The sequence below is a fragment of the Micromonospora zhanjiangensis genome, assembly GCF_042650605.1.
GTDB lineage: Bacteria > Actinomycetota > Actinomycetes > Mycobacteriales > Micromonosporaceae > Micromonospora_J > Micromonospora_J zhanjiangensis.
This window is the reverse complement of record NZ_JBHSBN010000002.1, coordinates 571,515-586,509: the sequence shown is the minus strand read 5'-3', so window position 1 is coordinate 586,509 and position 14,995 is coordinate 571,515. Positions and strand designations below refer to the sequence as shown.

Here is a 14,995-nt window from a genome sequence, read left to right as displayed (position 1 = left end):
CGGACGTCGGGTAGACACGGAAGGTATAACGAAGCTGCACGTACAACAGTGTACAGAAATGTACGATGTCTGCCATGACCGACACGAACGAGATCAGCGTTGCCGAGCTGCGGAAGAACCTGGCCGAGGTCTTGAACGATGCCGCCGTTCAGGGCAAGACCTTCTACGTGACCCGCAATGGCCGCCGGATCGCCGCCATCGTGCCGGTTCCCGTGGCCGAGCAGAGTGAGCAGGCGCGAGGTTAAGGCACTGCTCGGGCCTAGCGGCCCTCCCAGCGCGGGCCTCCACCCCCGACCTGAAGGCCGGAGCACTGGCCCGCATTCCGGTAGCCGCGGCCGCCGGCGACGGGTACGGGCGGGGCCCTGGTCATCCCGGCTCGCGGTGCTGGATGATGACCATCCCCCGTCCCGCGTCCCGCTGGAGGAACCCGTGGCCACCCCCGAGGAACCACCGGCCGACCGGGCCCTGATCCGTCCCCGGCACCGCCGGTGGTCCGCCGTCGCGGCGGTCGCGGCGCTGCTGGCCGTCGCCGTCGGGGCCCTGGTCAACCTGCAGAACCCGGCGCCCCGGGCGGCCGACGCGGACCCGGGACGGTTCAGCGCCGGACGGGCGTACCGGCACGTCCAGACCATCGCCGCCCAGGCGCACGTCGCCGGCAGCCCGGCCGCCGACCGGGTCCGCGGCTACCTGGTGGACACGCTGCGCGGCCTCGGCCTGCAGACCGAGGTGCAGGACACCGTCGCCGACGAGGCCGGCCAGCTCAGCGGGGCGGCCGGCGGCAGCACGCTCGGGCACGTCCGCAACGTGGTGGCCCGGCTGCCGGGCAGCGCGCCCACCGGCCGGGTCTTCGTGGTCGCGCACTACGACTCGGTGCAGACCGGGCCGGGTGGCAACGACGACGCCGCGGGCACCTCGGCGATCCTGGAGGTGGCCCGGGCGCTGACCACCGGGCCACGGCCGCGCAACGACATCGTCTTCGTCCTCACCGACGCCGAGGAGGCCTGCCTCTGTGGCGCGTCGGCGTTCGCCGCGAGCCACCCGCTGGCCGCCCAGGGCGGCGTGGTGCTGAACCTGGAGGCGCGCGGCAGCACCGGCCCGGTGATCATGTTCGAGACGTCCCGGCGCAACGCGAAGCTGGTCGACCTCTTCGCCGGCGCCGCGCCGCACCCGGTGGGCACCTCGTTCGCCGTGGAGGTCTACCGGCTGCTGCCCAACGACACCGACTTCACCGCCTTCCAGGCCAAGGGTTTCGTCGGCCTCAACTCGGCCTACATCGACGGTGGCGCGGTCTACCACACCCCGCTGGACACCCCGGCCGCGATGGACCGGTCCAGCCTGCAGGCACACGGCGACAACGCCCTCGGGCTGGCCCGCGCGTTCGGCGCGACCGACATCCCGGCGCTGGCCGCGGGCGGCGACGCCACCTACTTCCCGGTGCCGGGTGGCCTGGTCCGCTACCCGGCCTGGCTGGTCTGGCCGCTGGCGCTGCTGGCCGTCGTCGCGGTCGCGGCGCTGGCCTGGCTGGCCCGCCGCCGGGACCGGACCAGTTGGCCACGGCTGGCCGCCGGGTTCGCGCTGACCCTGGTGCCGCTCGCCGGTGCCCCGCTGGCCGCCCAGCTGTTCTGGTGGGGCGTCACCACGGTCCGGCCCGGCTACCGGGAGCTGCTCGACCCGTACCGTCCGCTGTGGTACCGGCTCGCGGTCGGCGCGCTCGCCGCCGCGGTCCTGCTCACCTGGTACGCGTTGACCCGTCGCCGGACCGGCCCGGCCGCCCTGGCGATCGGTGCCCTCGGCTGGCTGGCCGGGCTCGGTGTGTTGCTGGCCGGCCTCGCCCCCGGCGGGGCGTACCTGGCCACCCTGCCCGCCCTGGCCGGCGCGCTGGGCGGGCTGCTGGCCCTCACCGTCCGGCCGGGCCGCTGGTGGGCACTGGCCGGCCCGACCGCCGCCGCCGCGGTCGCGGTGCTCATCCTGCTGCCCACGGTGACGCTGCTCTTCCCCGCGCTGGGCATGGCCCAGGGCGGGGCGGCCGCGCTCTTCGCCGTACTGCTGGGGTTGGCCGCGCTGCCGGTGCTGGAGCTGCTCTTCCCGGTCGCCGGCGGGCAGCTCGGGCTGGCCGCCTGGCGGGCCCGGCGGGCGGCGACGCTGCCGCCGCTGGTCGCCGCTCTCGCCGCCGTGGTGTTCGCCGCGCTCGGCCTGTCCACCGACCGGTTCGACGCCGCGCACCCCGCACCCACCCAACTGATGTACGCGCTGGACGCCGGCACCGGCACGGCCCGCTGGGTCAGCCAGGAGGACGACCCGCAGCCGTGGACCGCCCAGTACGTCCACGACCGCGGCTCCGTCGAGGCCGACTTCCCGGCGCTCGGCCCGCGCCCGATGCGCTACGGACCGGCGCAGGCCGCCGCCCTGCCCGCGCCGACCGTGCAGGTGCTCGCCGACACCCGCGCCGGTGACCGACGCACCCTGCGGGTCGAACTGGTCCCGCAGCGCTCCGGCGTCCGGCTGGTCTCGCTGCACGTCGACGCCGGCACCGCCGAGGTCCGCGCGGTCACCGTGGCCGGCCACCCCGTTCCGGACACCGCCGCCGGCCCGGCCCGCCCCTGGTCGTACGGCATCGTGTTGCACGCCCCGCCGCCCGGCGGGGTGGAGATCGAGCTGGTGCTGGCGCCGAAGGCGGAGAAGGTGGCGCTGCGGGCGATGGACGCCAGCGACGGGCTGACCGGCCTGCCCGGCTTCCGGCCCCGCCCCGCGGACGTCGGCGTGGCCGGCTCGCACACCTCGGAGATGCTGGCGGTGGCCCGGACGTACACGTTCTGACCGGCCGCGCGCCCACCTGTCGCCGCCGGACATGCGCTGACGGGACGCCCGGCGGTGAGCGGACCCAATTTCGGGGCTACATCAAAAAAGTAGTAGCTACTACATCTTTGATGTAGCGCCGAAATCGGGACGCCTCCGGAGGGCGCTCCGACCTACTCCGGCTCGACGCCACCCGCGCGAAGGATGGACCGGACCCGCTCCCGGGAGTAGCCGGTCGCCCGGATGATGTCGACCTGCCGCACGCCGTCGCGCGCGGCTTCCACGATGGCTGCCGCCAGTTCGGCCCGCCGCACGGCGACCTGCTCCCGTGACTCCTTGACCCGCCGCTCCGCTTCCTGCTTCGCCGCTTCGACGGCGGCGAGCGAGGCGCGGTAGGCCTTCACGGCATGATCAAGGTTGGCCATGCGGCACATGCTGTCATGGGCATACTTGATGCCCAGCACACTGTTCTTTGCTAGGCCCAGTTGAGTCTTGCTTACTGGGCCTAGCTGCCATACCTTCGATGGTGACCTGAGGAACTGCCCCGGTCGGCGAAGCCAGCGCCAACCCAGGGTCTGACGGGAAGCGAGGTCCCGCCAATGTCCATCATTCCCGCGCTGTTCGGCTGCGAGCAGGCCGCCGACCAGATGATCGAGATCTACCAACCCTCGGCCGCCGACCCGTACCGGTCGCTCGTCGGGCACGGCTACGCCTGCCGGGAGCACCTGGTCGACCTGGCCGCCCAGGTCGTCCGGGCCGGCCTCACCCCGCTGCACATGCTGGCCGGCCCGCTGGGTCGGCGGCACTGCGGCAACTCCTACGAGTTCGAGACCGCCAGCCTGCCGGAACCACCCCAACTGACCCACCACATCCCGGTGCCGGGCGTGCCGCCGGTGGCCGTGCCGGTCGAGCCGGAACACCCCGACTGGTGCACCCGCGCCGCCATCTGCCGCGTGGAGGACATCCACTGCTCGGCGCCGTACCCGGCCAGTCCCGTCGGCGCGTCCACCATCGTGCGGCTGTGGCTGGAACAGCCGACGGCCCGGCCCGCGTACCCGGCGGTGGTGCTGGAAATCACCGACCAGGGCGGGGACCGGCCGGTCGAGTACCCGTTTCGCGTCCACCAGGCCCGGATGCTCGGCGAGCAGATCCGGTTGGTGCTCGCCCTGATCGGCGCCTGACCGTCGACCCGGTCCGTGCGATGTGGACACCGCCGCGCTGGCCCGCCGGGCGGGACGGCGGTATGCTGCCCGACGATGATTACCTCCGGTAACAGATTGGGGGTCCCGTCCGCGCAAGGTGAGTGCTGATGCACCCATCCCCCGCGAACCGGGCTTCCCGCCTCTCCTGCTGGCTGCGCGTGCGCGAGTTCGCCGTGCCGCCCGAAATGATCAAGGCCGCGACCGCCCGCCGGCTCGTCCGGGACTGGGCCGGTGCGTGCGCCGCCGCCCGGGTCGACGTCGACCTGGACCTGCGCGCCGTCGCCCGCCGGTACGGCCACCACCTCGCCGGCCGGCTCCGGGACGACCTCCGCCACCTGGCTCCCGACCTGCTGCGCTGGCACCTGCCGCGGATCGGACCGGACGGGCTGCTGCGACCGGGCCTGACCGTGCTGCTGGCCCACTATCCGGACGTGGGCTGCCCCGGCGGGACACTGTGGTTCGTGGCCCGCACCCCGCCGGCCTGGGCGGACGCCGGGCAGCGGTTCAGCCTGGCGCTGTGGGACGGCACCCGCTCGGACGCCGGCCCGCATCCGCACCCGCGCCCCGACCGGCGGTTCCGGCTCGACCTGCACCGCCACCTCTGGGACGCCCGCCGCACGCACGAGCTGCGGGCCCGGGCCGGTGCGGACCTTCCCGTCGGCGGCGACATCGCGGCCGATCGGCTGTCGGCGGGCCCGGACGCGGCCGGCCGTTGCACCGCCGGCCCGGTCCGCGCCGACCCGGCCGACGGACTCACCACGGCGACTGGCGACCCGTCCGGGTCGCCGGCCGTCGTGCCGGCCGGCTACGACTGCGCGACGCACCGCTGGGCGGCCGAGGCGGCGATCCTGTTGCGCGCCGAGGGCCGCGACACCGGCCGGTTCGCCGTACGGCTCGGTGGCCGGCGCCGGCTGGTGCTGGAGCTGACCGCCGGCGGTGAGCTGCGGGACCGTACCGGTCGGCGGGCGGCACAGTCGTTGCCGGTGCTGCCGGACGCGGCCACCTGGTTGCTGCCCGACCTGGCGTTGCTGCGAGCCGGCCTGCTCACCGTCGACCGGTTGCACCCGCTGGTGGCGGCGGCACTCGCGCCCGACCGGCCGCCGGCCGGCGCCGGATCGGCCCCGACCGACGGTCCGGGACCGCGCCAAACCCCCGACACCGGGCCGCCCGCAACCCCCGGCACCGGGCCGCGGCCGGTCGGCGGCACCGGAACACGCCTGGTCGACTGCCGGGGCGCCCGGCACCGGATCGGCCTGGTGGACGGCATTTTGGTCCCGCTGGACCACGACCCGGCCGAGATCCGTCGCGAGGAGCTGCTGGCCGCGCTGACCGGCACCCCGCTGCCCTGCCTGCGGGCGATCGACGAGGCGCACCGACATCCGGAGCGCCTCACCGAGATCCGCGCCCGGCTCGACCACGGCGACACCGCCGGGGCGGTGGCCGCCGTCGAGCGCCTTCTCGGCCCGGACGCGGTGCTGCGCGGCGGTGCGTTGCGGGACGAGTTGGCGACGGCGGCGGCCCGCCGGGTCCAGCACGGGCTGTTCCGCTCCGGGCTGGCCGAGGTCGGCCTGACCGGCCTCGACCCGACCCGCGCGGGCCTGGACGGGACCCTGTCGTGCCGGACCGCGCGCCCGCGCGGCCACCGGGAGCGCCCGCGCCACGCGCACTTCTGACGTCAGAACCGGCACCCATCCACCATCCAGCGGTCAGCACGCCCACGCACGGACTCTCGCCATCCCGACCGACCCGCCGCTGGCCCCCATACCAACCCATGCCCGTCGTAGCCGGCACGCCGCCGGCCCACACCAACCCCATGCCCGTCCCGGCCGGCACGCCGCCGGCCCCGCACACCCACGGTGATGCCCATGCGTACGTACGACCAGCCCACCGCCACCCGCACGACCGCGCCCGCCGTCCGGCCTCGCCCGGACGGCGACGACCGGCCGATCACTACGACCTTTCCCGGCCCGACCGCCGGCGACGGAACACGCCCCACCGCTCGGCTCGACGTGGCCGCCGACCTGCTGGCCCTGCTCGGTGACACCACCACCGAGCCCCGGCCGGACGATCAACTGGCCGCGTTGACCCTGGCGGTGGCCGCCGACCTGCCGGTGCTGCTGTGGGGCGAGCCGGGGATCGGCAAGACCGCCGCCCTGGGTCAGCTCGCCGCGGCCCTGGACCTGCCGCTGACCACGGTGATCGCCAGCGTGCACGAGCCGTCCGACTTCGCCGGCCTGCCCGTGGTCGGCGACGACCCGGCGAACCAGGGCGTGCCGATGGCCCCGCCGGACTGGGCCGTACGCCTGGTCCGGGCCGGCCGTGGGCTGCTCTTCCTGGACGAGCTGTCCACCGCCCCGCCCGCCGTGCAGGCCGCCCTGCTGCGGCTGGTGCTGGAGCGGCGGGTCGGCGCGCTGCGGCTGCCGCCCGGGGTACGGATCGTGGCCGCCGCCAACCCGCGCGCCTCGGCCGCCGACGGCTGGGAGCTGAGCCCGCCGCTGGCCAACCGGTTCGTGCACCTGCGCTGGACACACGACCCCGACGTGGTGGTCCGCGGCCTCGGCGGCACCTGGCCCCGGGCCGCGCTGCCCCGGTTGTCTCCGGACCGGTTGACCGGAGCGGTGGCGTACGCCCGCCGGGCCGTGTGCGGCCTGCTGACCGCCCGGCCCACCCTGGTGCACCGGTTGCCGGACAATGAGGCCCGGCGGGGCGGGCCGTGGCCGTCGCCGCGCAGTTGGGAGATGACGCTGCGGCTGATCGCCTTCGCCACCGCGGCCGGCACCTCCCGGGAGGTGCTGTCCATGCTGGTCCGCGGCACGGTGGGCGACGGGCCGGGGTTGGAGTTGCTGGCCAGCCTGGACCGGATGGACCTGCCCGATCCGGAGGACCTGCTGGCCGATCCGGCGACGGCCGAGTTGCCCGAGCGGGGCGACCTGCGCCAGGCCGTACTCGACGGGGTGGTGGCGGCGGTCCGCGCGCGCCCCGAGCGGTCCCGCTGGGACGCGGCCTGGGCGCTGCTGGCCCGGGCGGCGGAGACCGGGGCGCCGGATCTGGTGGTGGTGCCGGCCAGCACCCTGGCCGCGCTGCGCCGGGACGACTGGGACGTCCCGCCGGCGATCGAGAAGCTCGCCGGGGCGGTGCGGCTGAGCCGGCGGGCCGACGAGGCGACCACCCGGGTCGCGCTCGCCGCCGGTGCCACCCGATGACGGCACCCCAGCCGGCAGGCACGCCGATCGCACCGCAGTCGGCCACGAGCCGGCCGGTCGGCTGCCCCGAGACCCGACGGCCGACCGCCAGGTCGGCGACCACCGCGGCCGTGGCGTTGGACCGGGACAAGCTCTACACCGCTCGGCTGCAGGCCGCCCGGGCCCGGCCCTACCTGGCCACCGCGCTGTTCGCGCTGCACCCGGTGCCGTCGCGACGGGTGCCCACGATGGCCGTGGACCGGCACTGGCGGTGCTACGTCTCCCCCGCGTTCGTCGACCGCACCCCCGTCGAGGAGTTGGCCGGCGTGTGGGTGCACGAGGTGTCCCATCTGCTGCGCGACCATCACGGCCGGGGCGACCGGGTGGCCAAGGAGCGCGGCCTGACCGGCCGGGGTGACCGGCTGCGGATCAACATCGCCGCCGACTGCGAGATCAACGACGACGCGTACGGCGACGGGCTGGCCCGCCCCGACGGCTGCGTCGACCCGGAACGACTCGGCCTGGCGAGGGACGGGCTGATGGAGGACTACCTGCGCCAGTTCCAGCTCGGGCCGTACACCCAGGACTTCGTCTGGCTGGACTGCGGCAGCGGCGCCGACGGGCTGGACCGGGAGTGGGACCTCGGTCCGGACGGCGCGCACGGGCTCAGTCCGCAGGAACGGGACGCGGTCCGGTTCCGGGTCGCGCGGGGCATCACCGGCCGGCCCGGCGACGTACCGCAGGGCTGGCGACGCTGGGCCCAGGAGGCGTTCCACCCGCCGCAGCCGTGGCGGGACCTGCTCGGGGCGGCGGTCCGGTCGGCGGCCACCACCGGCGGCGCGGGCGAGGACTACACGTACGGCCGGCCGGCGCGCCGGTCCGCCGGGCTGCCCGGGGTGGTCCTGCCGGCGTTGCGCCGGCGGCCGCCGCGGGTCTGCGTGGTCGTCGACACGTCCGGCTCGGTCAGCGACGCCGAGTTGGGCAGCGCCCTGCTGGAGGTGGCGGCCATCGGCCGGGCCCTGGGCGGCCGGCGGGACCTGGTCAGCGTGCTGTCCTGCGACGTCGCCGCCGGGGCCGCGCGCCGGCTGTGCCGCGCCGAGGGAATCCCGTTGGTCGGCGGCGGTGGCACGGACCTGCGTACCGGCTTCGCCCGGGCGCTGCGGACCCGGCCGGACGTCGTGGTGGTCCTCACCGACGGGCAGACGCCCTGGCCGGACCGCCGTCCGCCGTGCCGGACGGTGGTGGGCCTCTTCCCCCGGGGCCGGTCGTCCTCGTCCTGGGACGAGGACGACCCGGACCACGTGCCGGACCACCCGCCGGACTGGGCCCGCGTGGTCACCATCGGCCCTGACCGGTGACCCGTTCAGCCGGATGGGCGGAGGGTGTCGACCCGGGCGACGGACTCGTCGATCCGGGCCTCGGTGAGCCGGCCCGACCGGACCAGGTTGACGACGTTGTCCACGGTGCGGGTGAACACGGTGTCGTCGTACACCTGCTGGTTGGCGAAGACGAGCAGGTCGACGCCGGCCGCCAGGGCCAGGGCCACGGCGTCGTCGACGCCGTACCGGCGGGTGATCGCGGCGGCCTGCATGTCGTCGCTGACCACCGGTCCCTTCCAGCCCAACCGGCCGCGCAGCAGGTCGGTGACCACCGCCGGCGACAGGGACGTCGGGAGCTTCGGGTCGAGCTGGGTGTTGAGGATGTGCGCGACCATCACGGAGTCGACCACCCCGGCCGCGATCAACCGCTGGAACGGCTCCAGCTCCCGCGCCTGCCAGGTGGAACTGACGTCGACGACGTCGAAGTCGGTGTTCCCGGTCGCGCTGCCCAGGCCCGGGAAGTGTTTGATGACGGTCTTGACCCGGCCGGCCCGATGGGCCTGGATCTCCTCGGTCGCGTTGCCGACCACCACGTCGGGATCGGCCGAGAAGCTGCGGCCGAGCTTGCCGACGGCGGGACTGTTCGGGTCGACGTCGAGGTCGACGACCGGGGCGTAGTTGAGCGTCATGCCGATCGAGTTCAGGTCGCGGACCAGGCCCTGCGCCCAGCCGCGGGTGGTGGCCGGTGAGTTCGCCGCGCCGATCTCCGCCTCGGACCGGGTGGCCGGGAAGCCGTTGCCGGGATTGAGCCGGGAGGTCTGCCCGCCCTCCTGGTCGACGGAGACGATCAGTCGCGGGCTGGAGGCTTCGCGGAGCGACTTCACCAGGGCCGTCACCTGCGGCGGCGAGCTGATGTTGCGGACCGTCTTCGTCTCCAGGTCCTGGTCGAAGAGGATCACCCCGCCGAGGCCGTCCCGCAGCGCGGTGACGATCCAGTCGTTCGGGGTCACCCGCTCGCCGCGGAAGCCGACCACCAGCAGGCTCGCGATCTTGCGCCGCAGCGCGGCGTCCGCACCGGCCGGGGACGACGGCGCCGTACCGGCCGGGCGTTTCGTGGCGGCGGTCGCGCCGCACCCGGTCAGGGCCGCCGCCACGGCGGACCCGGCCCCGGCCAGCAACAGCCGCCGCGGTACGCGAACCTCGCTCACCCCGCCCACGTTACGGACGACCGGGCCCGCCGTACGCCGGATCGGCGATCCGGTCCCGGCGGCATGGGTAGGCGGTCGGACGGTGGGACGCGGGGTGACCCGACCGACCGCCGGCGGCGAGGATGGGGTCATGGGAAAGACGTACGAGCGTATCGACGGCCGGCTGCGTGACTTCATCGAGGCACAGCCGATCTTCTTCACGGCCACCGCGCCGCTGTCCCCCGACGGCACGGTCAACCTCTCACCCAAGGGACTGAGCGGCTCCCTGGCCGTCCTCGACGAGCACACGGTGGCCTACCTCGACTTCGCGGGCAGCAACGCCGAGACCGTCGCCCACCTGCGGGAGAACGGCCGGATCACGCTGATGTGGTGCGCGTTCCGGGGCCCGCCGAACATCGTCCGGGTGCACGGGCGGGGCACCCCCGTGTTCCGGGACGATCCCCGCTGGGCGGACCTGGTCGTCCACTTCCCGGACATCGACACCGACCGGCACGGCCTGCGGGCGATCATCGTCGTCCGCGCCGAGCTGATCCGGGACACCTGCGGCTACGCCGTGCCGCTGATGACCTACGACGAGGACCGGGACCTGCACGGCAAGCGCTTCGCGCGCGAGGACGACGCCTCGCTGGACGCGTACTTCGCGAAGAAGGAGCACATCGCGGTCAGCATCGACGGGCTGCCGGGGCTGCCGCTGCCGCTCCCGCCGACCCCGACCCCGACGCCCGTGCCCGTGCCCGGCCCCGGCGGGCACTGACCGACCGGGGCCGGCCCGCCGGCTCACCCGTCCGGGGTGAACAGCCCCTGGATGCCCACCACGATCGCGATCAGACCGAAGATCGATAGCAGCAACGCCGGACCGGTCGCGCCCCGGTCGAGCGGCCGACCCGCACCCGGGTCGTCGGCCCGGGGGGCGGCCCGTCCGGTGAGCCGGTCCCACAGCAGGGCGACGCCCACCGCGATCCCGACCACCTCGAAGTGGAACACCCGGGGCCCGGAGACCAGGTGGACGATCAGGTAGTACCCGCCGGTCACCAGCGCGACGACGCCGACCACCCAGCCGAACGCCGCGATCCGGCCGGCGAACCGGCCGAGGTCGTCCCCCACCCGCGGCAACCGGCGCAGCAGCGCCACCGCGAGCAGGAAACCGCCCACGATGTTGGCGAGGTCGAGCAACAGAGCCATGATCAAAGCTGGCCGTCCCTTCGTCGGAATCCGGTCGACCGATGTCGATCGAAGCCTAGTGACGGCCGGCCGGCACCGCAGAACGGGGGCGGCAGTCGACCGCCGCGGCGGCCCCTGACCTGGCGTGAAAGGGCTCTGAAAGGTCCACTCCCTACCGTCGGTCGGCATGGCACTCCGTTGTCGAGACAGGGAGCAGAAGATGTACGACGGGATCAGGCGGAGCCGGGTCCGGCCCGCCCTCGTCCGGGTCGCCGCCGCGGTGGTCGTCCTGCTGGCGTCGGTGGCGCTCGCGGCCGGGCCCGCCCGGGCCGCGGCGGGCAACCACAACATGACCCCGCGGGCGACCAACTGGGGCCAGTGCCTCGACATCGGGTCGAACGCGCCGGGCACGACCGTGGGGCTGTACTACTGCAACCGGGCCGCGACCAGCCAGGCATGGTGGTGGAACTGCGCCGGGACGAACGCGGACTGCACGATCGCGTCCGCGTCCAGCGGCTACACCCAGTGCTGGGACCTGCGCTCGTACGCCCAGGGCTCGCAGGTGATCCTCAACTACTGCAACTCGGGGCTGGCCAGTCAGCGGTGGACCATCCTCGACTACAAGATCGCAAGCGCCGGCAGCGGCAACCGGATGTGCCTGGACCTGCGCTCGTACGCCGCGGGCACGCCGGTCGGGCTGAACGGCTGCAACGACAACCTGACCAGCCAGAAATGGCTCTGGCGCTGGACGTCCTGACCCGGGGGGGGCGGCGCGGGGTGGCTGGTCCACCCCGCGCCGGTGCGCAACCGCGCTCTACGCCGCGACGTTGCCCGGGTTTGCCGCGGTCGCCTCGCCGTACGCTCACCTCATCGAGCAGGTTCAGCGACGGCGTCGAACGAGGGAGACCGTGAAGGTCGTCATTCCCGGCGGGACCGGGCAGATCGGCAGAATTCTGGATCGGACGTTGACAGCGGAGGGTCACGATGTGGTGCTGTTGACACGCTCACCGAGAGGGGAGCGCCAGGTTCACTGGGATGGTCGCACGCTCGGCGACTGGATCGGGCACGTCGACGGGAGCGACGTCGTCATCAACCTCGCGGGACGCAGCGTGAGCTGCCGGTACACCGCGGAGAACCTCGAAGCCATGATGAGCTCACGGGTCGAGTCGGCGAGGGTGGTCGGCGAGGCCATCGCCGAAGCCGCCCGGCCACCCAGGGTCTGGCTGCAGATGAGCACCGCGACGATCTATGCGCACCGCTTCGACGCGGCCAACGACGAGTACGACGGTCTGATCGGCGGCGGCGAGCACGGCGTTCCCGGGTACTGGGCGTACAGCGTCGAGATCGCCAAGAACTGGGAGGCCGCGCAGGAACGGGCGGCGACCCCCGGCACCCGCAAGGTCGCGCTGCGGGCGGCCATGGTGATGAGCCCCGACCGTGGTGGCGTGTTCGACGTACTGAGCTGGCTCGCACGGCTCGGACTCGGCGGACCGGTCGCCGGTGGTGAACAGTACGTCTCCTGGATCCACGAGCGGGACTTCACCCGCGCCATTCGGTTTCTGATCGAACGCGACGACGTCGCCGGGGCGGTGAACCTGGCCGCACCCCACCCGTTGCCCCAACGGGAGTTCATGCGGGAGTTGCGCTCGGCCTGGCGGATGCCGCTCGGCCTGCCGGCCACCGGATGGATGGCCGAACTCGGCGCCTTCGTGATCCGGTCGGACACCGAACTGCTGCGCAAGAGCCGGCGGGTGACGCCGGGGCGGCTCACGGACGCGGGCTTCACCTTCCTCCATCCGCGATGGGGGACCGCGGCCGCGGATCTGACGGCACGGCGCCGCCGAGGCTGACGGACCGGGCAGGTTCGTGACCGCCGACCGGCCCGACGGGCCACCCGGTGGCCCGCAGCCCACGGGTGCACAGCCCACAACCAGGCAACCTGAAGATCGGTTAGGCTTGACTGGTCCTGTCGACGGGACCGCCGAGGGCGGTCCCGTTCCGACTTCACGACCGGGAGAGGCTCCATGGCTCACGTACACCACTTCGCGTACGGCTGGATCACCCCGGTCCTGAGCTACGCACTGTCCGTCTTCGGCTCGCTGCTCGGGCTGACCTGCGCGATCCGGCTCCGGGCCGCCTCGACCACCCGGCAGCGCGTCTGGTGGCTGGCGCTGGCCTCGTTCGCGCTCGGCGGGACGGCCATCTGGTCGATGCACTTCATGGCGATGCTCGGCTTCGCGGTCGACGGCGCCGTCCTGCGGTACGACGTCGGACTCACCCTGGCCAGCGCCGTCATCGCGGTCGCCGCGGTGGCCGTCGGCCTGGCCGTGGTCGGGCTGCGGGCCGGCGCCGTCCGGCTGCTGACCGGTGGTCTGATCACCGGCCTGGGCGTGGCCGGAATGCACTACACCGGCATGGCGGCCATGCGCCTGAGCGGCGACATCGGCTACGACCGGGTGCGGGTCGTGCTGTCGGTGCTGATCGCCGTGGTGGCCGCCGTCGCCGCGCTCTGGTTGGCGATGACGGTCCGCCGCCCGCTGGCCGTCGCCGGGTCCGCGCTGGTGATGGGAATCGCCGTGAACGGCATGCACTTCACCGGCATGACGGCGATGTCGGTCCGGCTGCGGCCGGTCGCGGGCCCCACCGAGGGCGCCACCGTGAGCACCCTGCTGGTCCCGATCGTGCTGGCGGTCATCGTGGTCGGCATCGGACTGGCGTACGCGCTGATGCTCGCCCCCTCCACCGAGGACCTCACCGGCCCGGCCTACCTCGAGGCGCGGCAGGCCGCCCGGGCAACCGAGCAGCCAGCGTACGACCCGGTCGGCCTGCGCGGCCGGAGCACGCTGTCCGCGCCACCCCGAGCGGACCGGCGCGACCGACCGACCCGCTGAGGCAGTCCGGCGCGGGGCGCCGCCCCGCCGCCTTGACCGGATACGTCCGGCTGGCGGAAGCGGAGTCAGGCGGGACGCGGGTGGCCGGCGACGAGCGGGGTGTCTACTCCCACCCGGCCGAGTTTGGCGGCACCGCCAGGTGAGTCCAAGGCCGTCGCTGCCCCGGGCAGCGGTTCGGTGAAGAACCGGGCGTTGTCGTCGGTGAATACCGACCATTGGGCGGGCAGGTCGTCCTCGTAGAAGATCGCCTCGACCGGGCAGACCGGCTCGCAGGCGCCGCAGTCCACGCACTCGTCCGGGTGGATGTACAGCGCCCGGTCCCCTTCGTAGATGCAGTCGACCGGGCATTCCTCGACGCAGGCCCGGTCGACGACGTCGATGCAGGGCTCCGCGATCACGTACGTCATGTCGGCCTCCCTTCTCTGGCAGGTGTCCGCTCACCGGATTTTAGACTATCAGCATCATTTCTATTATGGTGGAGGGGTGAACGACGACCGAGCAGGTGAGCGCAGCCAGACGCACGGAGCGCTTGCCGTCGCGAGCCGGCTGCGGCTGCTGGACGCTTTGCGCGCCAGCGAGCGGCCGTTGGACGTGCGCGAACTCGCCGCGGCGTGCGGGTTGCACGTCACGACGGTCCGGTTCCACCTGGATGTGCTCACCGACGCCGGCCTGGTGATCAGCCGGGCCGGCCGGTCCGGCACGCGGGGGCGTCCCCGTCGGCTCTACCTGCCGGCCAGTCACGCCGCCGGCGGTTCCTCCGGTTACGAGCTGCTGTCCTGGATCCTCGCCTCCCAGTGGGCCGCCGGGGAAGGTGACCAACGCGCGCGGCGCGCCGAACGGGCCGGCTGGGAATGGGGCGGACAACGCAAACCCGGGCCGACGGCCGCCGCGGCGACGCTGGATGAGGCCGCGGTGCACGTGAACGCGGTGTTCGCCGAGTTGGGCTTTGACCCAGACCTCGCCCGCGACGGTGACAACCTCCAGATCCGGCTGCATGCCTGCCCGTTTCGCGCGGTCGCCGCCACGCACCCGGATGTCGTCTGCTCGGTGCACCTTGGTCTGCTTCGGCGGACTCTGGCCGACGTCGACGCCCCACCCGCGGCCGTCAGCCTGCGACCGTTCGTCCAGCCGCATCTGTGCCTGGCCCAGATCTCTCCCGCGACAGCGCCGGTCGAAGGACTACAGGCTCCGCCGTCGCCGGGTGTCGGGGGCAAGCCGTGACCGCGCGACCCGCTG

The 14,995-nt window shown here is 74.0% G+C and carries 15 protein-coding genes; 11 read left to right on the top strand and 4 right to left on the bottom strand.

Annotated elements, in window-relative coordinates:
- The first annotated feature begins 74 nt into the window (after nucleotides 1–74).
- Together ACFOX0_RS05825 and ACFOX0_RS05820 are read left to right on the top strand one after the other, a co-directional pair.
- A complete protein-coding gene (locus ACFOX0_RS05825) occupies nucleotides 75–245 on the top strand; it encodes a type II toxin-antitoxin system Phd/YefM family antitoxin (protein WP_377542503.1) in 171 nt (56 codons plus the stop codon).
- 184 nt (nucleotides 246–429) lie between these two features.
- On the top strand, nucleotides 430–2,817 hold the full coding sequence (locus tag ACFOX0_RS05820) for a M28 family peptidase (protein WP_377542502.1): 2,388 nt from the start codon (nucleotides 430–432) through the stop codon (nucleotides 2,815–2,817).
- A 152-nt stretch (nucleotides 2,818–2,969) separates the two neighbouring features.
- Here the strand turns inward: ACFOX0_RS05820 and ACFOX0_RS05815 are convergent, their stop codons facing one another.
- On the bottom strand, nucleotides 2,970–3,260 hold the full coding sequence (locus ACFOX0_RS05815) for a hypothetical protein (protein ID WP_377542501.1): 291 nt from the start codon (nucleotides 3,258–3,260) through the stop codon (nucleotides 2,970–2,972).
- A 135-nt stretch (nucleotides 3,261–3,395) separates the two neighbouring features.
- Between ACFOX0_RS05815 and ACFOX0_RS05810 the strand changes: the two genes are divergently transcribed.
- From ACFOX0_RS05810 to ACFOX0_RS05795, 4 genes are all read left to right on the top strand, one after another.
- Complete coding sequence (locus ACFOX0_RS05810) at nucleotides 3,396–3,977, top strand: hypothetical protein (RefSeq protein ID WP_377542500.1); 582 nt, start codon at nucleotides 3,396–3,398, stop codon at nucleotides 3,975–3,977.
- A gap of 128 nt (nucleotides 3,978–4,105) precedes the next feature.
- Complete coding sequence (locus tag ACFOX0_RS05805) at nucleotides 4,106–5,671, top strand: hypothetical protein (protein WP_377542499.1); 1,566 nt, start codon at nucleotides 4,106–4,108, stop codon at nucleotides 5,669–5,671.
- 192 nt (nucleotides 5,672–5,863) lie between these two features.
- Entirely contained in the window at nucleotides 5,864–7,201 is a 1,338-nt protein-coding gene (locus ACFOX0_RS05800) for an AAA family ATPase (RefSeq protein ID WP_377542498.1), read from the top strand.
- On the top strand, nucleotides 7,198–8,538 hold the full coding sequence (locus ACFOX0_RS05795; RefSeq protein WP_377542497.1) for a vWA domain-containing protein: 1,341 nt from the start codon (nucleotides 7,198–7,200) through the stop codon (nucleotides 8,536–8,538). The genes ACFOX0_RS05800 and ACFOX0_RS05795 overlap by 4 nt, the downstream gene beginning before the upstream one ends.
- A 5-nt stretch (nucleotides 8,539–8,543) precedes the next feature.
- Here the strand turns inward: ACFOX0_RS05795 and ACFOX0_RS05790 are convergent, their stop codons facing one another.
- Complete coding sequence (locus ACFOX0_RS05790; RefSeq protein ID WP_377542496.1) at nucleotides 8,544–9,707, bottom strand: glycoside hydrolase family 3 N-terminal domain-containing protein; 1,164 nt, start codon at nucleotides 9,705–9,707, stop codon at nucleotides 8,544–8,546.
- A 130-nt stretch (nucleotides 9,708–9,837) separates the two neighbouring features.
- Here ACFOX0_RS05790 and ACFOX0_RS05785 point away from each other — a divergent pair, with 130 nt between their 5' ends.
- Nucleotides 9,838–10,461: a pyridoxamine 5'-phosphate oxidase family protein gene (locus ACFOX0_RS05785; protein ID WP_377542494.1), complete on the top strand. Its 624-nt coding sequence runs from the start codon at nucleotides 9,838–9,840 to the stop codon at nucleotides 10,459–10,461.
- Between the two features lie 23 nt (nucleotides 10,462–10,484).
- Here the strand turns inward: ACFOX0_RS05785 and ACFOX0_RS05780 are convergent, their stop codons facing one another.
- Nucleotides 10,485–10,889, bottom strand: a complete 405-nt coding sequence (locus ACFOX0_RS05780; protein ID WP_377542492.1) for a hypothetical protein — start codon at nucleotides 10,887–10,889, stop codon at nucleotides 10,485–10,487.
- A 199-nt stretch (nucleotides 10,890–11,088) separates the two neighbouring features.
- On the opposite strand from ACFOX0_RS05780, the gene ACFOX0_RS05775 reads away from it, so the two are divergent.
- The 3 genes from ACFOX0_RS05775 (at nucleotide 11,089) to ACFOX0_RS05765 (ending at nucleotide 13,759) form a co-directional block, all read left to right on the top strand.
- Nucleotides 11,089–11,625, top strand: a complete 537-nt coding sequence (locus ACFOX0_RS05775) for an RICIN domain-containing protein (RefSeq protein ID WP_377542490.1) — start codon at nucleotides 11,089–11,091, stop codon at nucleotides 11,623–11,625.
- A 151-nt stretch (nucleotides 11,626–11,776) separates the two neighbouring features.
- Nucleotides 11,777–12,718: a TIGR01777 family oxidoreductase gene (locus ACFOX0_RS05770; protein ID WP_377542489.1), complete on the top strand. Its 942-nt coding sequence runs from the start codon at nucleotides 11,777–11,779 to the stop codon at nucleotides 12,716–12,718.
- A 174-nt stretch (nucleotides 12,719–12,892) separates the two neighbouring features.
- A complete protein-coding gene (locus tag ACFOX0_RS05765; RefSeq protein ID WP_377542487.1) occupies nucleotides 12,893–13,759 on the top strand; it encodes an MHYT domain-containing protein in 867 nt (288 codons plus the stop codon).
- 65 nt (nucleotides 13,760–13,824) lie between these two features.
- On the opposite strand, the gene fdxA is transcribed toward ACFOX0_RS05765, so the two are convergent.
- Nucleotides 13,825–14,166, bottom strand: a complete 342-nt coding sequence (gene fdxA, locus ACFOX0_RS05760; protein WP_377542486.1) for a ferredoxin — start codon at nucleotides 14,164–14,166, stop codon at nucleotides 13,825–13,827.
- Nucleotides 14,167–14,242: 76 nt separating this feature from the next.
- Here fdxA and ACFOX0_RS05755 point away from each other — a divergent pair, with 76 nt between their 5' ends.
- Nucleotides 14,243–14,980: a helix-turn-helix transcriptional regulator gene (locus ACFOX0_RS05755; RefSeq protein ID WP_377542485.1), complete on the top strand. Its 738-nt coding sequence runs from the start codon at nucleotides 14,243–14,245 to the stop codon at nucleotides 14,978–14,980.
- Nucleotides 14,981–14,995: the final 15 nt, after the last annotated feature.

What these genes read in the sequence shown, in the direction of transcription:
- ACFOX0_RS05795 (WP_377542497.1), top strand. Translation starts at nt 7,198, where the DNA reads ATGACGGCACCCCAGCCGGCAGGCACGCCGATCGCACCGCAGTCGGCC.
- ACFOX0_RS05780 (WP_377542492.1), bottom strand. Translation starts at nt 10,889, where the DNA reads ATGGCTCTGTTGCTCGACCTCGCCAACATCGTGGGCGGTTTCCTGCTC.
- ACFOX0_RS05765 (WP_377542487.1), top strand. Translation starts at nt 12,893, where the DNA reads ATGGCTCACGTACACCACTTCGCGTACGGCTGGATCACCCCGGTCCTG.
- ACFOX0_RS05800 (WP_377542498.1), top strand. Translation starts at nt 5,864, where the DNA reads ATGCGTACGTACGACCAGCCCACCGCCACCCGCACGACCGCGCCCGCC.
- ACFOX0_RS05825 (WP_377542503.1), top strand. Translation starts at nt 75, where the DNA reads ATGACCGACACGAACGAGATCAGCGTTGCCGAGCTGCGGAAGAACCTG.
- ACFOX0_RS05805 (WP_377542499.1), top strand. Translation starts at nt 4,106, where the DNA reads ATGCACCCATCCCCCGCGAACCGGGCTTCCCGCCTCTCCTGCTGGCTG.
- ACFOX0_RS05785 (WP_377542494.1), top strand. Translation starts at nt 9,838, where the DNA reads ATGGGAAAGACGTACGAGCGTATCGACGGCCGGCTGCGTGACTTCATC.
- fdxA (WP_377542486.1), bottom strand. Translation starts at nt 14,166, where the DNA reads ATGACGTACGTGATCGCGGAGCCCTGCATCGACGTCGTCGACCGGGCC.
- ACFOX0_RS05810 (WP_377542500.1), top strand. Translation starts at nt 3,396, where the DNA reads ATGTCCATCATTCCCGCGCTGTTCGGCTGCGAGCAGGCCGCCGACCAG.
- ACFOX0_RS05775 (WP_377542490.1), top strand. Translation starts at nt 11,089, where the DNA reads ATGTACGACGGGATCAGGCGGAGCCGGGTCCGGCCCGCCCTCGTCCGG.